The sequence below is a fragment of the Pseudomonas sp. ASL4 genome, assembly GCF_056680395.1.
Genome location: NZ_CM155280.1, coordinates 4,727,948 through 4,746,912, shown reverse-complemented (window position 1 = coordinate 4,746,912; position 18,965 = coordinate 4,727,948). Strand labels below are relative to the sequence as shown.

The 18,965-nt window shown below is 54.3% G+C and carries 11 protein-coding genes and 2 pseudogenes; 6 read left to right on the top strand and 7 right to left on the bottom strand.

Features of this window, described 5'->3' with window-relative positions:
• Position 1: 1 nt before the first annotated feature.
• From AC1MEW_RS21310 to AC1MEW_RS21295, 4 genes and pseudogenes are all read left to right on the top strand, one after another.
• Positions 2-2,467, top strand: coding sequence for a DEAD/DEAH box helicase (locus AC1MEW_RS21310; protein ID WP_161428771.1), 2,466 nt, complete (start codon positions 2-4; stop codon positions 2,465-2,467).
• Positions 2,468-2,531: 64 nt separating this feature from the next.
• The gene (locus AC1MEW_RS21305) at positions 2,532-3,134 is read left to right on the top strand and encodes a hypothetical protein (protein WP_223451535.1); all 603 of its coding nucleotides are present in this window, start codon (positions 2,532-2,534) and stop codon (positions 3,132-3,134) included.
• A gap of 210 nt (positions 3,135-3,344) precedes the next feature.
• Positions 3,345-3,455: pseudogene (locus AC1MEW_RS21300) on the top strand (IS5/IS1182 family transposase); the annotation flags it as partial.
• Positions 3,456-3,718: 263 nt separating this feature from the next.
• Complete coding sequence (locus AC1MEW_RS21295) at positions 3,719-6,346, top strand: AAA family ATPase (protein WP_480423555.1); 2,628 nt, start codon at positions 3,719-3,721, stop codon at positions 6,344-6,346.
• Positions 6,347-6,806: 460 nt separating this feature from the next.
• Here AC1MEW_RS21295 and AC1MEW_RS21290 read toward each other — a convergent pair whose 3' ends face one another.
• The 5 genes from AC1MEW_RS21290 to AC1MEW_RS21270 all read right to left on the bottom strand — a co-directional run bounded on the left by AC1MEW_RS21290 (position 6,807) and on the right by AC1MEW_RS21270 (position 14,410).
• Positions 6,807-9,503 carry an ATP-binding protein gene (locus AC1MEW_RS21290; RefSeq protein WP_480423554.1) on the bottom strand — a complete coding sequence of 899 codons (2,697 nt, stop codon included), beginning with the start codon at positions 9,501-9,503 and terminating at the stop codon, positions 6,807-6,809.
• A gap of 232 nt (positions 9,504-9,735) precedes the next feature.
• Positions 9,736-10,659 carry a DUF2971 domain-containing protein gene (locus AC1MEW_RS21285; RefSeq protein WP_463953824.1) on the bottom strand — a complete coding sequence of 308 codons (924 nt, stop codon included), beginning with the start codon at positions 10,657-10,659 and terminating at the stop codon, positions 9,736-9,738.
• A gap of 262 nt (positions 10,660-10,921) precedes the next feature.
• Positions 10,922-12,121 (bottom strand): XRE family transcriptional regulator, encoded by a 1,200-nt coding sequence (locus AC1MEW_RS21280; protein ID WP_480423553.1) that lies wholly within the window; start codon positions 12,119-12,121, stop codon positions 10,922-10,924.
• On the bottom strand, positions 12,118-12,762 hold the full coding sequence (locus AC1MEW_RS21275; RefSeq protein WP_223451522.1) for a hypothetical protein: 645 nt from the start codon (positions 12,760-12,762) through the stop codon (positions 12,118-12,120). Before AC1MEW_RS21275 ends, AC1MEW_RS21280 begins: the two co-directional genes overlap by 4 nt.
• A gap of 550 nt (positions 12,763-13,312) precedes the next feature.
• Positions 13,313-14,410, bottom strand: coding sequence for an MFS transporter (locus AC1MEW_RS21270; protein ID WP_480423551.1), 1,098 nt, complete (start codon positions 14,408-14,410; stop codon positions 13,313-13,315).
• A gap of 302 nt (positions 14,411-14,712) precedes the next feature.
• On the opposite strand from AC1MEW_RS21270, the gene AC1MEW_RS21265 reads away from it, so the two are divergent.
• Positions 14,713-15,969, top strand: coding sequence for an HAD family hydrolase (locus tag AC1MEW_RS21265; protein WP_223451518.1), 1,257 nt, complete (start codon positions 14,713-14,715; stop codon positions 15,967-15,969).
• The gene (locus tag AC1MEW_RS21260; protein ID WP_480423549.1) at positions 15,933-17,216 is read left to right on the top strand and encodes a DNA-processing protein DprA; all 1,284 of its coding nucleotides are present in this window, start codon (positions 15,933-15,935) and stop codon (positions 17,214-17,216) included. The genes AC1MEW_RS21265 and AC1MEW_RS21260 overlap by 37 nt, the downstream gene beginning before the upstream one ends.
• A 189-nt stretch (positions 17,217-17,405) precedes the next feature.
• Here AC1MEW_RS21260 and AC1MEW_RS21255 read toward each other — a convergent pair.
• Positions 17,406-17,525: pseudogene (locus tag AC1MEW_RS21255) on the bottom strand (carbohydrate porin); the annotation flags it as partial.
• 257 nt (positions 17,526-17,782) lie between these two features.
• Positions 17,783-18,511, bottom strand: a complete 729-nt coding sequence (locus AC1MEW_RS21250) for an abortive infection family protein (protein ID WP_480423548.1) — start codon at positions 18,509-18,511, stop codon at positions 17,783-17,785.
• Positions 18,512-18,965: the final 454 nt, after the last annotated feature.

Sequence of the window (18,965 nt, the reverse complement as noted above, 5' to 3'; positions counted from 1 at the left end):
CATGGAAGAGCTGACTATCAGGAAACTGGGCAACACCAAGTTCAAGGATCTGTATTTCCAACTCCTCAAGGGAGACGAACTGGGTAACACAGAGATTGTGAAACTTTTGGCTATCGCCGTGCTGCTCCTTAACCACAAGACCCTTGAAATTCGGCGTCTCGGCTACCGCATTATCCTGTTTTACGGTAACGCTTCGGGTCAGTACCAGGCGCTGTACGATGTAGCACTCAACAGTGGCCTGCACCCTGTCTCAGCAGTAATCAGCAGCTACTTTTCCGAGGGTGATCACCGCAGCGAGTCGTTCATCCGAAACATCGTGGGCAGCTACATCGATACCTTCCGTGATCAAGGCATCGTGCTGACTGAGCAACAGGATGCCCTGCGGACATTTGTTCAGTCGGAGTACCGTAAGTCGTCAGTCGTGGTTGCTCCGACCAGTTACGGTAAATCTGAGCTCATCATCCAATCGGTGAGGGAAAATCCAGGGCAGCGGATCCTGATCCTCGTGCCCTCTAAGGCTCTGCTGGCCCAGACGAAAAAGCGGTTGATCTACGCGGACATTGAGGGGTTGGGCAAGGTGGTGACCCACCCCGAGATGTATTCGGTTGAGCGAAAGAACAGGGCATTTGTCCTGACCCAGGAGCGGCTCAACAGGCTCTTGAACGAGAACGCCGGGCTGAGCTTCGATATGGTCTTCGTCGACGAGGCCCACAACCTGCTGCAGAGCGACCGCAGAAGTGAGTTACTGGCTGCCATGCTGTGCATCCTGGGGGCTCGTAACCCGGAAACATCGTTCAAGTTCCTGACTCCCTTCCTGTGCGATGAACTCAATGTCCGTGTGCGCTTCCTGGACATGATCCCGAGCGGATTCAAGATCGACGAGTACATCAAGTCTGAGCGCTTCTACATCAAGGATTTCAGGGCAGGGAGGGACCAGACGAAGCTCAAGCTCTATGACCATTTCCTGAACGACTGGATAGAGTTCGATCGGAGGTATGCAAACTGCTTCGAGCTCATCAAAGGCGAAGCACTGTCCAAAAACATCGTTTACGGCAACAGGAAGAAAAGCATTGAGTCATTTGCGGTTGAACTGGCAGCCGTGCTGTCGCCCGTAGATTGTCCGCTGATCCAGACGGCTTGTGCCGAGCTAGAAGAGCTTTTTGACCGACGCTACAAACTGATCGGCTGCCTGCGCAAAGGGGTTATGTACCACCATGGTTCGATCCCTGACACTATCCGTCTTTACTTGGAGAACCTGTTCAGCAGCTCCAAGCAGATGAGGTTTCTGGTTTGCAACTCCACGCTTCTGGAAGGGGTGAACCTGCCGATCGAACGACTCTTCGTCTTTGACTTTTTCAAAGGGAAGCAAAAGCTGACGCCATCTCAATTCAAGAACCTGGTCGGACGCGTCAACCGGTTCAGTGAGGTCTTCGCGCCTGGAGCTAAGGCTGCGTTGAGAAAGCTGGAATCCAGCATCTACCTGTTGGGCGTAAATGGCTACACACGCGACAGTGCAGCACTTGCGACTTTTTACGATAAATCCGTCAACGTCTCAAAGGTGGTCAAGGACACTGTCAGCAACGTTCTGCTTGAAGCCACCAAGATCATCGATGGGAAGGTGTCGGTTCTCTACGACGACGCCGTGGCTCGTCTTGAGAATCTGCATCCTGGCGTGGTTAAAGATCGAGAGTGTCGGTACGTTACCACTCAGGTGGGCAAGCTCCTCATCGCGAACAGTGTCAGTGAAATTGACGTGTTCTCAGAGGAGGAGGCTATTGAACGGAAGATCAGGCGAGGCATCGAGGCGAACGGCGTCATCAACACCGTTGACAGGCTGATGCTGGCGATCTCCAAATCGTTCGTCGATCACTTCGACAACAGCCGAGAGTACAGCGACCTGGTGCGTCTCAAGCAAGAGCCTGCCCGGAATTTCTACGCCATGATCCTGGATTGGAAGCTGAAGAAACTCAGCGTCAAGCAGACGATCCGACAGACGCTCGCGTACTGGAAAAAGCTGGTCGAGACTAGCCATAGCGATCACGTGTTCGTGGGTAAATGGGGTGATACCAAATATCGCGACAGCAAATACGAGAACTGGGTAAGGATCTCCCAAAAGGATGACGGCGAGCGTATTAACCTGGCAATCGTCCGTCTCAAGGACGAGGACGATTTCTTCGACAACAAGATTTTCAAGTTCGTCGAGGTACTGAATGGGGTAGATGCCCTGGATCCAGGGTTCTACAAACTCATCAAATACGGTACCGCGGATGACACCAAGATCAAGCTCATCCGCGATGGCTACAGCCATGGCCTGGTAGATTTGATGCTCGAACGGTACCCCGAAACTGTGCGTTCGACGCTCGGCGGCGAGATCGAAGTGAGCCCTCGCCTAGTCAACATGATGATCAACAACGAGGAAAGCGATCTGCTGATTTTTGAAGCCAAGATGAACCTCAAACCCATCTGATTGGGGATCTTGGAAACGCCTGAGAGTTTGATCAGGGTAGGCGACAAAATCTTCGTATGTCGGAATGGCTACTAAAGTTTTTTTCGTTAATGAACTGGGTGGTATTTTGAGAAAAGACAAGCTTCCTTGGGATGAATCGATTTCGTTTGATGACTACAAGCTTGATCATGTCTATACGCAGACAATGATGAACTTTACGTCAGTGGATAAATGGCTGTATCTAGGGGCCGATGCAGGTAATGACCGCTTCGCCAAGATAGGTATAACTATGGGGGATTTAGGCTCTAGGTCGTACAGTTCAGCAAATCCTAATTACTATTTGTTCTGTGCTTTTAAATGCAATCATGATGTGTCTAGAGATGAGCTGATACACATGGAGAATGTGGTGCTTGAAAGGTTGGACGGTTTATTTAAGTACGACTATGGTGCATCTAAAAGAATGTATCATTATGAGTCGGGTGTCCTGTCTGAGTGTTATCAAAATATAAATTTTCAAGAATTTTTTGTGACTCTACATCAGGAAATTTATGATGGGTTTAGGCACAAATTTGTTATTAGTGAAATGGTGAATGAGATTGGGATGGGGTATGGAGAGTTTGTGGATTGCCTGTTCAGTCACAAGATAACGAATCATCAATATTTTAGGGACATGATTATCCAGTACTAACGAACTGTTAAGAAATTTGGTGGCAATGCATTGCGAAAGGGCACCGAGGCAACGATACGACTCTGACATCGTTTAAGCGTAATGATGGCATTGCCAACCCTTGGGGAGCTTGTTGAAAGTTCAAATGAAAAGAGTGCCGGGCATGGTGCCTAGCCCTCTGCACGAAATCCTGAGAAACCCAATCGGTGCCCCTCGGGGGCTTCGTTGTAAGAAATGCCAGATCGCCTCGGTCCGTGGTCAACGGTGTGCCAACGTTTTCGAGGCTGGCGAAACCTAGGGACGTCCGATCAGATATTCAACCGCTTGCATCTCAGACTGAATGAACGGGCCTGATCTATCAGCAAGCTCGGATGGACGACAGAGCCGCTGTGCGAGCATCCTGAGCCTCGTGATGCTCTGCGACGCTAACTGTACACTTTTGCTTTTCCTCTTCTCAGTATAACGCGCTGCCCGCGATGCTCGGCCAGTCCCTCTTCGGCCAGGAAGTGAGCGCGCTGACTTGGCAGTCCGCATTTTCCGACTACGCTCTTTGCCGAGCTCCCCAAAGAGGGGGTGCGGTTACTTGATCAACATAGGGAGCGGTCATGTCGAGTTTACAGGCGGAATATCAGCGGTTTTTGGTCTATCTGGCCGGCCAGCCAGTGCACGATGACGTCCGGCGCATGGCGAACCTGATCATGGCAAATCTTCACACTCTGGCGGAGGTGGGTACCCAAAGACGGGGGCGCTCTACGAGGCTGGCTCCTCTCGCGCTTCAGCAGCTTGCTCAAACGCCTGCAGAGCTACCTGGGGCCACTCAGCTTGCTCAAGCCGCTGGCAGTCATTTGCGCCTGGATCGATTGGAGGTCGGCCCGTTTCGAGGTTTCATGCAGGCCGAATCATTCGACTTGAGCCGTGATATCACCTTGATCTACGGGCCGAACGGGACAGGGAAAAGCAGCTTTTTCGAAGCGCTCGAAATGGCCATGCTCGGCTCGATCAGTGAGGCAGAGGCCAAGCGATTTGATAATCGCGCCTACTGTAATAACGCACGCTTAGGACGTCATGTAGCGCCGCGGTTGATGGGTTCGCTAAATGGTGCTCCCGCGGCTCAGGTGCAGGCAAACGAAGAGAGCTTTCGTTTCTGCTTCGTGGAGAAAAACCGGCTCGATGACTTCGGTCGCATCGCCGCAAGAACTCCAGGTGATCAGCGCCAATTGATCGCGACCTTGTTTGGCGTCGACCAGTTCAGCGAATTTGTCCGGGGCTTCAATGCCACGCTGGATGAAAACCTTAGTATTTCCAGCATGAAAGCACTTCAATTGGAGGGAAGGCGCAACCAGGTTGCCGCCTCTCAGCAGACCTTGGATGCCTATCAACAACGGCTCGTAGGGATTGTTCAGGAAGAGGAGGCGTTGGCCGCCAGAATTTATCCGGGAAGCACTTATCAAGGCTGCGTCGACTGGATTTTTGGCACACAGGAGAGGCAGGGCCAATTGGCGTATTTGCAAGGTGTCTTGGAGTCACCGTTACCCATAATCCATGGGTGCACTGTGGCAAACCTATGGCAACTGCGCGCGCAGGTCTTTGAGTGGCATGGGGCAAGCCAGGCAGCGCAGCAGGCGCTCAGTGCCAGAGCGGCGGACGTTTCGTTTTCCAACCTCTACGACTCCCTTCTGCAGCTGGCAGAGGGTGCAGCGGCCTGCCCGGCGTGTGGTACGCCGCTGGATCGGGTCGCTTACGATCCATTTGAACGCGCGCGAACGGGCTTGGCGCAACTCGCCGAGCTCAGAACTTTGCAGCAGCGGTCAGTGGACGCCACCAATAACTGCAACGAAGCGTTGCGGTCGCTGCTCATCGAAATGCGGAGGGTGTGCGATGTCGCGTCACAGGTATGCCCAAACGAATTTCAGGCAGCACAATTGCCCGCACTTCCTCCCACTTCTGTCGGTCAGTGGCTGCAGCCCTGGATGAATGACAATGAGAGGGCATGGCAAGCGCTGGTGCAACTTATGATTCTCATTGAGCAGGCGGATGCTGCTAGCCGTCAGGTCGTCGAGCAAAGACAAACCTTTGCACAGCAACGTCAGACGCTCGATGGGTTCAGAGGTGACATCGAGCGCTGCAGGGTGATGCGCTTTCAAGCACTTCAAGAGTTTACTCAGGCGCAAGCAACGATCACCCAATTCGAGACTGATAATCAGCAATTGATCGAAGAGGTGGGGCGCGAGGCGCTGACGCTTGAGCACAATAGGCGGATCAAGGTTGCCTACGATGCCTATCTGCTCCAGCTGCAGGCGTACCTGGCCGCATTGCCTGCTCAATTGCTGCAGGGGCTGGGTGACAGTGCTCGGGATCTCTACAACCTGTTCAACCGGGAAGATCCACGGCCAGCTCAGATCAATGCGCTATGGCTGCCATTGGCTGAAAACGGGAAAATCGAAATTGAATTCGTAGGTCAGCCAGGTGAACGCTATGACGCCTTGCTGATCTTGAGCGAGGGACATATCCGATGCCTGGGTCTGGCGATTCTTCTGGCGAAAAATCTCGCAGAGGACTGCCCAATCGTGATCTTCGACGATGTCGTCAACGCGATTGATGATGAGCATCGAGATGGCATCTGGCGTACCTTCTTTGAGAGTGGTCTGCTCGATGCCAAGCAGGTCATCCTCACCTCGCATGCCGAGGAATTTTTGCACCGAATCCAGCAGGAGATTGGCGCCCAGCGGGCAGCGCAGATTCGTCGGTACCGCTTCCTTCCCCACCATGGCGAGCACCATCTACGCATCGACACCGACCCACCTACAAAGAATTACGTTTTGCTTGCCAATGCGGCGTTGCAAGCCGAAGAGAAGCGCGATGCATTGCGCCACTCAAGGGCGGCAATTGAGAGTTTGACGGATCGTGCATGGACATGGTTTGGGAAACGTCAGGATGGACGATTAGAGCTCAAGCTTGGCGGCCCCCGAGCCAAATGGGAATTGAACAACAAATGTCTCAAGCTTCGAGCTGCGCTTGGTCGGATTCCGAATCCTGCCCAAGGCCTTCAGGACTTTCTTGCTGGGCTTGAGGCTCTGCTTCACGTCAATGGGGCCTCCATTGAATGGAGTTATCTGAACAGCGGAACGCACGACTCGCAGCAAGATCATGAGTTTGATCGAGCCGCGGTCAACACAATTGTAACGGCTGCTCTGGCAATGGATCGGGGTCTAGAAGTGCTGAGGAACGGTTGAGGGTAGGGGACGGCGAGAGCTCGTGGATGAGGGCTCTGCTGTCCGAAACGCGAGGCACTATCTGCTGACAGTCCGCTGGGAAATGTGCGGGGGTAAGTGATTGAAAGCGATTGCCTCAGACCTTCTGAGAAAGCTTAATTTAGTTGTCGGCTCGTTTCGTATCGGCAAGCACGCATGTCAGAAAACGTGTTAACTGGTTTTTTGTGGTGTAAACGACGTAGGTTTACAGTCTAAAAAAATGGTTAACACGGCAATGTTTTAGGAGCAAGTCAGGTCACCAAGTCGTTCGGTTTGGAAGGTGCCTGAGTCGGACGCCTACGTCCCCGCTTTCAGTGTCTGTCAGTCCATGCATTGAGAGTGGCGGCTTGGTTGTGGGTAAGGAGACAGCTATTTCTTCTGAACGTCCGAGGCTCTGCGGGTGGAATGCCCCCCAAGCGGAAGGGCATCAATGTTTTCAGGGCTACCTTACTCGACCCGCTCGAATGTCTTCGATCAAGCTCAGCTGGGAGTCAAACTCATGGCGTTGGGCATCTGTGAACCCTGCGCGAAACGGTGCGATTGATGCCATCTCGCGGTCGGCGGATTCAAAGTCTCTGCAGTAGGCCAAGATCACAGCGTAGAAACTGCGAGCACTGGAGAGCTCACCTAGTAAATGTGCTTGCTTGATGAGAGGGATAATGTTGGTGCCCACCATTGTCCGCGCAGCTTGAAAGTCACGCATATCCATCATGTCCTGAGCAGCGTCCAGGCCAGTCCTCACCACTGAGCTGAATGACTGCGTACACACAAAAAATTTCCATGCATACAGACGATAGAGCTGTGGGTTCACCCCTCGTTTCTTTAGTAGGAGTGCTTTGACTTCGTAGGCGTTCGCAAGGTGGGTTACCAATGTTGCATCTGCAGATACCTCGCGGAGGTGTTCGATGACTGAGTTAGTCGTGCGCCCATGGATCCACTGCTCATTCATGTGGAGCAGCTTGAGATGTTCATTGATGACTTTCTCGATCAATACTTCGGCTGCCCTGTATTGATGGACTCGCCATAGCGCCACTGCACTGCAGTAATCCAAAGTACGACGCTGATCTTGAGACAGAGCGGGTAATTTCTTGATGAGTTCGATAGCGTCATGAACACCTTTGGCGTTCTGCTGTAAGCCTTGCCACTCCATTTCCTTTTGATGGTAGGAAAGCAATGCCCGATCTGACAGCTGATGGTTGGCAACCAATTGGGCCATTGAGGACAGATAGATCGATTTCTGTTCCGGGTTCTCTGTTCGATTCGTAATGAAGAGGAGAGAGTCAAACGCCCAAAATCTAGTCTCGGCATCAAGATCAGATGAGGTGGACGCCTTTTCGAGATAATCAATGAGCAGCGACGATAGCCCCGTCTCCTGGAGTAGCTCTTCCCCGGCCAGCTCAATGAGAAACTCGCTGTCTTCAAGATCGATCAACGTCTTGATGAGCAGCCTGAGCTTATGATGGCTACGCGTTTGCTTCAGGGAGGTCAGAAGCAGATCTTTGAGCACCACCTTGGTTGCCAGCAAGCGTGGGTCTGCCACGGCGTGCAACCCGCCTGCTCCAACCAATCGCATAGCATCGTGGAGTTTGATTTCGAGGCTGCCTTGCACCTCCAGGACGCCAAGCGCACGAAGTGCTCGGATGGCCTGATTAACCCCAGCAGTAGGTGTTGTTGCGTAAGCTGCCATCAAGCTCTGCAGCTCGTTTTGAGTAATGGCGACATCGACCATGCTCAGAAGGGTAACGATGTGCAGGCTCGTTTCTGGGAGCCCCTGGTACACCTTGGCAAGAATGAGTTCCTGTGCGGTCGTCTCCAGCGTGGCTTGTTGCTCCAGCGCGGTACAAAGCGCGGATAGATCCCCCGCATAGTCTTTGGCTGCGAGTCTGGTGGCGCTTTGGAGATACAGAGGCATGCCGGCAGTCAGTACGCGCAGCCTTTCCAAGGTCTCAACGTTACCCCTGGCACCCAGGCGAGAGGCCTCTGCCGCCACGGAGTCCAGGCTCCACCCCTGAAGCACCTCCCGACGCACCCCCGTCAGTTGCTCCACTTCCTGAATCGATCCGACGGGTTGGCACAGGAGGATGAAGCGCATATGCGTGGTACAACCGAACACGGCCTGTAGGTCTGCCGCAGGAATTTCATGAGCGTTATCGACGATCACCAGTGGCTCTATGCCTTGGATCTCCAAGTGACGACCCAGCGCTGTCATCGCGTCGATGCCAGATGCGCCTGGGGCGAAGAGTTCGCCAATTTCATGAGGCTTGTCGACTAGTCCGCCGGCGATCTCCCTCACCAGGGATCTTGCGAACGCTGGGCCCGCGGTCTCACGTGCATCGAAGTAGATGCACGGTTCCGGGGTGTGCATTGCGGCCTGAGCGCACCAGGATGTTTTGCCCGCACCGGAGAAGCCGCAGATGATCCGAATGCGCTCACCGTTGATGAGTGCAGGCTCGTCAATCTGCGGGAGATAGTGGGTTTGAAGCGCCGGCAATCTTTGCAACTGCGTCAGTAGCTGCTCGAACAGGGCAGGCAGCGATTCTGAGTGGAAGGTGTAACCACCTAGATTCTGGTGCCCAGTGGCGGCGGCTTGCACCTTTCCCGCCAGTTTCCATACCAGCGATTCGGGTACCAATGCCCCATGAGGAATCGTCTCTGCCAGCTTCACACAGTCGGCCACCGCGCGACTCAGATCAGTCCAGCAACTCGGTAGGCACGCAAACTCCGCAGGGAGCGTCTCGCCCGGATGGATGAATTGCACATCATCACCCAATTCACCATGCTTTATTTGGGTGCCGAGTTTCGGGCCTGGGGACTGGTTAGAGGCAACCACGAAAAGAGGAGTGCCGTGTCGAAGGCCTTGCTCGTGCTGCTCGCGGAGTAGCTGAAACCGATCTAGAGCGGTGCCGAGGTCGCTCGGGATAAGGGGATCGCTGCGAGTTTTAACCTGGACATAAATCCGGGTATCTGCGAGCACGATTTCGACGTCCTCATCTCGCTCGATCACCACACTCAGGACGTTTGATGCCTTGGCTTTGAGCAGGCACGCTACCGCGAATAGATGTTGATACAGGAAGCCGCCATGGACAGCAGCAATCCGCTTTTCCTGGGCTTCATCAAGGGTTGGGTAATTGAATGACATGACGTGTTCTTCCTGCGTTCCTTGGCATCAACCGCGGAGTGCGTGATTGCATTCCACTTGAGCAACCGTTTGCATCGCCAACGACCTCTCAATTGCATTCAACCTGACGAGTCGTTTGCACTGGATTTGGCCAGCGCGCTGAGTGTCCATGACCAAAACCCAGCGCTACGGTCTTTCATGGTGGGCGAAGGTTCACCCCTTGATCGGCACAACACCCAAGAAGGGCGACGCCTTAGAGTTCGTGGATATCCACCTGGTACCGCTTCGGATTCTTGCGAGCCTGGAAAAATTTTGGCTTGAACCCATAGGTTTCAATTGCGTTGATGTGGTCTTTCACGTCGGATTGACTCATGCGCATGCCAAACACGACTTCCTTAAGAGCACTTTGGTTGAAAACCTTGGACCCAGAACCTTCAATCGTCACATTACCCACTAGGAATGTGTATTTTTCTTTGAGTTGCTCTTCGGAGTAGTAGGGTGACTGGCTTGGATTCGACCTAAGCACCTCTAGTTCTCGTTCGTAGTGTTCATCAGGCGCAAAGCTGCTGTTGTACTCCATTTCGGGTTTAGCCACCGAACGCCACTCGCGCTCATATGCCCAGTCAGACGACTTCTGCAAAAGAGAAATCGCCGCGAATTCAGCTTCAGTGTGTGAATAGTATTCGAGCGTGCGATAGCGATTCTGGTAGATGACCTCTTCAGCCGGTGGTAGGCCTGTCTCGTCCCACTCGAATCCCAAGCACATTCCATAGTGGTTGGAGGCGTAGTGAGCCCAGAGCAGAAGATTGTCGGGATTTTCCGCTAACGACACTATTCCGAATGAGTCGATCATGTCCCGGTAGTATCGGTCGTGATCAATATGGGTGTCGTTCAATACCTTGTCGTATATGCGCTCGATGTTGAATTTCGCATTCGAGTGTGTACCTTGAACGCTGTCGATAAAGCCGCCCCTTTTACGGGCTCGCTCGCGCAATATTAACCAGTGTCGGTCTATGGCCTCTGCTCGGGACGAGTTAGGCTCTACATTGACTTGTGCGTCGAAGGGGTCGTTGAAGGTTGAGGCCTTGGCGTAATACAAACTAGACGACGAAAAAATTCGGCGTGTGTTGTCGTTGTCAGCGCTCCCCATTGCGGATCGATACTTGTACAAAAGCATGCTTTTTCCTTGCGTAAATTTAACCGCGTTCCGGTCATTCAGTCCGTAAGTGATATAAGGGTGATGTTGGCCACATCAATCGTGAAACAGTTTGATCCGAGGACGGCATTCAGTCTGAAGCAACCATTAATTCAAATTACTTGAACCACATGAGCCCGGCCCGCTGTCAGAGGGCAGAAGAGTACCGGGTGCATTCTCCTGCAAAGGGCCTTCAGTCGGTATTGGCACTTCTGATCAGAGGCTGATCACCTCGGCCCCAGGGTCAGCGACCCCGGGTGAACGGAACTACAACCCCTGGTTCGCTCGCAGGCTTGGCATGGGGAGCATCAACATTTTTGAGCTTGGCCAGATGCACCACAGCAGCGTTGCCGCTGAGGTAGCGCAGAGGCAAGCCGCTAAGCATCTCGATATCAGTTGCCGACAAGCCAATGTAGCTAGATACCGCATCGACGGGCATAACTCCTGATGACGCCAATAGCTCAATGGTGCGCTTGAGGAGTCGAGTTTGCTCCGGTGCACGGCCATCATCACCCGGTTCAGCCTTGACGCCCCAACGAGCAGAGCGGCGCTTGAAGAGCAAACTCTTGGTTTCGTCGTCGATGATCTTCAAGGCCCAAAGGCGCATGAACATGGCGGCAACGGATACGCCCCATCGTTGCTTTAGCAACAGCAGGCTGTCCAGCGTGACCGGGCTTCGCACATCGGCGGCAAAGGTTTCAGCCGGGAGCAGGAATGCACCCGCAAATCGGTGAGCCTGGTCTTCCATCATCTTGTGTCGAACAGGGTCGGTCGAGCGCTCGATGCCTTTGTGCAGGATCAGGTGACCCAACTCATGAGCCAAGTCGAAACGGCTACGGAAGCCATTTTGCTTGTCCGCTGACAGCAATATCATCGGGCGATCCAAAGCCTGGCTCCAGGAAGAAAGGCCTTCGATTGTCGCGATGCCTGTTTCTTCACGAACGAGAATTACCCCAGCGCCTTCAACTGCCATGGCCAGATCTGGGATAGCGCGTCGCCCCAGATTCCACAGCGCGCGGCATTCATCTGCAGCTTCCTCGATATCCGCGCTCGTGATCTGCTCCGGATCAGTGAATGAGCGCACAGGCAAATTCACGTCAGGAAAATCCACGAATTCGCTGAGGGCCAGCGCGATGTCTTGGGCCCACTCCAACCGGGCTTCGAGCATTTTTCGAGCGTCGGAATGCGCCGAGGCGTTGCTCCTGAACAGTGGGAGTGAGCACTTCTCTGGTAAGGGGCGAGTGAACCACTCCGGGGCCACATTGATGACCTGGGAGAGGCTCGTCAACGCCTCAGCTTCAGGGGATTGCTGGCCATTTTTCCACTTGCTCACGGTAGCAGGTGAAACCCCGACCATACTGGCCAGGGCAACTTGAGAAAGGCCGCGTGCCGAAAGCGCTTGTATCAGCCGCCCCGGCTCAAACCCTGTAATTCCACGACTCATGATGCTGTCTGCTGTCCTGTTTCGAGTAGGCCTTTCTTGAGCTTCGGCGTTGCCAGGTCGACTTGCAACTGAGGCGCCTCGTCGTAGCGAGCCAGGAACCGGCCCAATGGCTCACGGAAAAGCCAGCCCTTCATTTTGGTGTCTGGCACTGCGATGTGTATTTCCAGTGGCCGTTCAGGTTGGTTGGTCAACGAGCCGCTGAAGCACGCTACGAAGAAGAACGTAGCGGTGGTGATAGGTTCCGCAGCAAAAAGCGAAGGCTGCACCAGTTGGGTAATCGACTGATTGGCCTCGGCAAGCTGACGGCGGATCGCGCTGCGACCACAGTTGTTCCAGGTCTCCGAGGACATGTTCACCCGGCTGAATTTGAAAATTCCAGCATGCCCCACGACAACGCTGTTGCCTTTGAGCGGGGTGTGGACGGCATCCGCGGCGCGCAGGGTCTCGTCAAACGCTTCATTCATGAAAAACGCCCGCATCTGGCCCAACGCATTCTTACGATGGTTCTCGTCCATGTCCTTTGTCGCTTCATGGGCGCGAACTGCACCGACCTCGCAGGCGTCTTCAACGCCCATGATCAGGTCGCGCGGGACGTGCTGGATCAGCAACTTGGGAATGGTAAGGCTGCGGGGTTCAATCATTGAGTGATTCTCTGGTTTCGAATAACGAGATTATAGCCTCAAAAAATTTCGTGTGGATAGGCCTTGTGCCGTTCGTGTTGAGATAAGGGCGAGGTTACCGTCGATGGCCAGTCTGCGATGGGTCGCTGAGCCATCATTGGCCTTGGCAGTTTTATGCACCACGCTGATCCTTCCGATATCGCCTCTCATTGGAGATCGTTCCCACCTAAACGGATGTCCGGTTCCATTGTCCATGGGTGGAACTATGTCAGGTCGACAAGAATTTTCGGGAGGGGAGGTGACATGATTGGACGCTTGCTGCCAAGCATCGATGGGACACGCTTCATTTCTACACCGGCTGACGGGCGTCAATCTGCTTGTGCGCGAAAGAACTGGTATCAACCAATCCTTTCGCGCGCTGCAGCGCTTGGATTTCAAATCAGGCCTGATTGGTTGAGCAACCAAGACAATCCTGTTCTATCAGAGGGGCTCGACCTCCACGGCACCCCTGCGTTCGATTCACGCACGCTGGGAGCGGGTGACGGCGGGGGAGGCCTGCGTAGGAGCCCCCTCAATCTGATCTGCATGCGCACCGCTCTTGGGTAGAACGAGTGCAACGCCTGCAGCCAAGGCAAAGAAGCAGGCGCATACGATCAGGCCGCCACTGAAGCCAATGGCACCCGAGATTCCCGCGAGCAGGAACGGCGACATCGCGACTATTCCCCGCCCGACATTGAAGCAGAAGCCGGCGCCGGTGGAGCGTACCCCGGGTAGGGAAAAGCTCGCTGAGGTAGGAACCAAAGAGACCAAAGAACGCGGTGAAGAGGCCGAACAATGGCCCAAGCCACAGTAACGCATTGTGGTTACTGGTGATGGCGTAGATCGGCATCACTGCCGCTAGCCCCAGAAGCGTGATGATGATGGTGCGACGACGGCCAATGTGATCAGCCAAGAAGCCGAACCCGTTGTAGCCGACAAACATCCCGATGTTGAGGATAGTAACGAAGTAGGCCACGGAAGATGAAGACAATCCCCGCTCCACGGCTAGGTAGGTCGGTAACCAGGTCATCGCGCCCCAGTACCCGGTCAGCGCGAACGCTACCATGAGCGTCCCTAAAATGGTGGTACGACGCAGTGGCCAGGCAAAGACGTCCCGCACAACCACTGTGTTAGATGCATGCTGTGCTTTCTGTTCTGCCCAGGTCGCGGACTCTTTGAAAGTGAACAGGATGATTGAAACGGGCAGCAGCACAGCGATGCCGGCCACCAAAAACATGAGTCGCCAGTCAGGCAAGAAGTAACCAGAGACCAGTGCCGCTACAGCACCCTCGGCTGGAAATGCGCTGATCACGAAGGCGGCAGCACGGCCTCTACTCTCGACTGGCCATGTTTCGACGATATAGGCGGAAACCACACTCCACACCGACCCCAGGCCAACGCCGGCGAGGAATCGAAGCATAAGGAAGCACGCGAAATTCGGTACGACAGACAGAGCCGCGGTGAATATGCCAAAGTTAATCAGCGCCGCAATCAGCGCTTTCTTTCGACCGAAATTATCTGAGATATAGCCCCCGACCAGGCTACTGAAGCCGATACCGACCAGGGTCAGCCATTGCCCGGATACCCTCTCATCAGCGAAAAGCTTGCCCTGAGCTCGATCGCTTGCCATCCCCAGCAGACTTGCACTGCCATCCTTCTAACGCCGCTATTCACCTCCCAACGTGCAACGTTCCTGTCGACCGTTGGAGCATGTCCATTCCCTTGCAGTGCGCCTTCACCAGTGGCTCAAGCTCTCGCATGTCCGTGCGCGTTGTCTGCGATGCTGAGTGTTAAAAGGGGCGCTCAAGGCGTTTCCCGTTCTAGAAGGGCTCCCCGAATTATTAACTGGACGAATTAGTGGCAAATTGATGTTGCTGGCGCTTTTTATCCGTGTTAGTTGTCTTGAAATCGCAACGTATCAAGGACGACAGCATGGCGGTACAGCTTTTGATTTTTGATCTGGATGACACGCTGATCCGTACCGGTGACCTGGAGCAGAGATTTCGTGGTCAGCAGTTTCTGGGCAGGCAGTCGCAGCAGTACGTGGATGATCTACGCGCCGCTTACCGCCAAGATCCTGGCCGAGTTGTCTATTCTGCTTTCGCCATCATAATCCTGCGTGCAAGATACCCTGGCGTCCGGATTGGTGTTTTTACGAGGTCGCCAAGGCATTACGCCGAAACCCTGCTGGATCTTGCCTATCCCGGGCTGGCTTGGGACTTCCTCCTGGCGTTCGAGGACACTCCTCAACCCAAGCCAAGCGGAGAGGGTATTCGTAGGGCTATGGTAAGGTTCAATATTCCCGATCCCAGTACCGTTTGGATGGTGGGGGATTCACCCGTGGATATACGAGCCGCCTACGATTCAGGTTGCCAAGTCATTCTTGACACCACCACTTGGCCAAGAACGCCAGCCCCGCGTCGCAGAGATGATTGGAAGGCTTTGGAAAGAATGCCTGACGCAATCATTAGTAGCGCTGCCGATTTACAGACCACGCTCGACTCCCACATGTCTTACCTGCCCGTGGCAGAGAGGCTGCAGCAGACCGCGTGTGCCCCCATTCCGAACCGCCATCCTTTCGCGCGCATCGAGAAATTCGGCGCTTTCGATCACGAGCGAGAGAAGCATGACATCCATTACCTAGGACGGCATTTCTCTACCCAGGCGCAGCATCGTGCGAATTGGCACCAAGTCACCAATGATATCCATGCCATGAAGAATGCCTTGGTCGTTCCTAATTATTGGGTAGCGGCCATAGGCGCTTTCCTCCAGAATTTGGTGCGGAGAAACCCGCATCTCACCTTTGGTAGCTCTCTCGTAGTGACCGTTGTACCCGCAAAGCCGGGCAGAACCAGGCGCTTGGAGGCCATGCTGACCCAGCTATCGACCGTCCATGCTCAGAGAGCACTTGTGAATGCTGGGGTGTCGTTCACCCCTGACCTCATGCGGTATCGCGAGGGAGTGCTCTCTCACCATGGCGAGGGCCTGAGCAAGGAGCAGAGGATTGAGAACGTTAGGAATCACTTGGAGGTCATAGCAGGATCTGGCTACGAGAATAAGCATGTGGTAGTCATTGATGACGTCGCCACCACAGGGGCTTCACTCATTTACGCTAGGAAATATTTAATGGCAGCCGGGGCCAGGCAGGTTACTTGCCTTTCGCTGACAAAGGCCATCAATACTCAATGATCACGATTTCGCCTTCAACCCAAAAAATGCTCGCCTTATCCATGTTGTCCGGGGTGGGCCCTGCAACCCTTCGACGGGTTGTATCTCATGGCTTGGAGTCTGCTCCAATCATTGAGCTGTCGCAGAGAATACCTGCTATAGCCAAGGCGGTTGCTGACCCCAGTGCATGGGAGCTGGCTCAAGAGCTTGCACACAAGCAGCGCGAAGCGTCTGAGAAGGCAGGCGCGTACATCATCAGTGCTCTGGATGAAGGCTATCCAGCTTTGCTTTCCGCCACCAAAGACGATCCCTTTATCCTTTTTGTCAAAGGCACTCTATTCAAAACCCCTGAAAAGTCCGTAGCGATCATTGGCACCCGACAGCCTACGAAACATGGCGAGATGATCACTCACCGAATCACCGAATTCTTTTGTGGCCAGCGTTGGAGCGTAGTGAGTGGGCTGGCTCTGGGATGTGACGGGATAGCTCATCGAGCGGCCATCGCGGCTGGGGGACACACCGTCGCGGTGCTGGCTCACGGGTTGCAGACCGTTGCTCCGTCGCAGCATCGAAAGCTGGCCGAAGAAATCTTGAATAGCGGAGGCGCTTTAGTTTCCGAGTACCGATTTGGACAGGGAGCATTGCCCACCCAGTTCGTAAAGCGTGATCGCACACAAGCTGGCCTAGCCCAGGGCGTCGTGATGATTCAATCTGACCTCAAGGGAGGCAGTCTCCACGCCTCCAGAGCTGCGCTGGACTACGAGCGTTGGTTGGCTGTGCCATACCCAACTGCTACAGACGAGCTGGCCAATGAACCGAAGATCCAGGCGAATCTGATGATTGCGAATTCGCACGCAGACATCGACCGTGCCAATTTGCTCAAGTGTCACCTAAGTAAGCTTTCAAAAGTAATCGTGTTGCGGGCAAGGGAAGACTATCCCCGACTGGTCTCCGCGTCTGTAGGCGTGCTTGAGGCGGAAGAGGAAATGGCACTTGATGGCGAGGAGGGGGGGGAGCAAGCATCCCTGATGCTTAAGGGCGACGACCTGTCCAAAAGCAGCCCTGATGACCTTCATTCAAGTGCTGCGCCGGCTGAAGGAATTCGTCACGACCAGTCCGATCCTCAAAGCGAAGACGATGGGGGAAGATCTGAGCCAGGGAGCCCCGATCAGAGAGGTCAAATATCAGAGGTCTCCGGCGGCACTCACAAGGTCGACGCTACCTCTGAGTCTAAAGCAGACCTGACCGTCCAGCAGAAGCTGTTGTAGGGCTGGCTCAATATCTGTGAGCGGTGGTCTCGTCTGCCAATCCAAAACAATCCTACCGGTTGCCACATTGATGGCCGCCTGGGCCGCAGTACCATCAAGCCCCTTCTTTAGCCCATCGTTGGCAGCAAATTTCACCCATAAAAAAAGGGCAGCAAAGCTGCCCAAAACCCACACCAGAGCGAGCGTTAATCAGAATTTGGTCTCTAGCTTGATGCCAGCGACCAGAGCGTTGTCCACGTGATCAGTGCCGCCAGGATGGACGATGTATTGAACGTTCGGGCGAACGGTGAGCCAGTCCGTCACATGGATGATCGGGGTGAGGGTGTAGAGATTCGCCCGGAATTGCGGTGGCATCTTTTCTACGCTTTGCGTCGGAAATTGATCTTCGACGGGCACCTCACGGACGCCATGGTGGACGACCACATCAGTGCAGACCTGGGGCTGTGATGCTCGGGCCGTTCGGTTTCGTCGAGATTCTCCCGTGCCTAGAGAGTGCTTCAGCATCCGACTCGAATGAGCATCCTATCTGCTGGCTGGAGATGGCTGAGGCAGCTTATGTCGATGCCCTATGCCGAACTCGTGCCTGCGGTTGGCGGATAAACCGCAAGATGTTGCTGTAGTAAAAATAGGCAGGCTGTACCGGCCAAATTCACGCACATGGTGGCCACGCTTTCACTGAGATTGTAGGCAGCACTTCCACGACCATGCGCGTCACCAAACTCATTGCGTAAATCCCCAACAGTTTTCATCAGGGTGGCCATGTCCTGGACGGCTTGTTGCACCTTCGGAGGGCGCTGGTCTAACCGCAGGACTTTGCAGGTTGCCTTGAACAACTGATCTCCTTGTAGGTGGCGGTCATTCCCATGCTGGATCAAAATCCATTTTTGGGTCGCCTCCCAGAAGCTTCTTGCGGCTGTCAGGGCGCCGGCTGGGTCGTTGGGATGACGGTTGAGTGCTTTCGCCCACAGCGTATCAAGGTGTTCATCCCCTAAACGACCTAGCAGTTCGCCCAGATGGTAATCGACGGGTTCCAACTGTCCGATGGCTTCTCGCAACAACTGCTCGCCTTCATAAGTGAGCCCACCGATGACGGTGACCTGACTGCAAAGCAGATCACCACCCAACGACTCCATGTGCGGCAGCTGTTTCTTGATCAAGCCCTTTTTGCAGGCATAGTCGAGTGCCTTGGCCGCCCCCTGAAAGGCTTGCAGCGCTTCTCGGGTGTGATCAGCAGGTGAAAAATCATTTTCCCCCTGTTCGACCTGCCTGAGCACGTCCAGCAGTGTCCGATCCATGACCACATCCTCCCTGATGCCCTGCACCCTTGAGGGCCGTTGCCCGGCGATGTTGTACCTGAGCCCGATGGCTCAGGCGTTGACCTGCCGATTTACTCAGGTTTAGAGGCAGGCGTCTAGCAGGTTCCTCTGCTTGGAAGAACGACACCCTCTCTGAGGGTGCGTTCGGATTAGTTACTGCAGGCACTTCCTCGGTACGGATGTTCCAAACTTCCATGGCCATCGACTTTCCGGGACTTGGTAGTGCGTACGCCTACAGCATGAAGATGGCGATGCTCAAACGTAATCTAAGGATCTACCCATGTGTCTGCCGATCGCTCGGAGTGGACTCGGAAGGGCGCATGCGCTCCAGAGTCCCCAGCCGCACACCAGCGAGCAAACTGATGATCAGATTGTTGCCGGGCAATGGGGTGAGTTGGGGTAGAACAGCACGCAATTGTTGAGGCTCTTACAG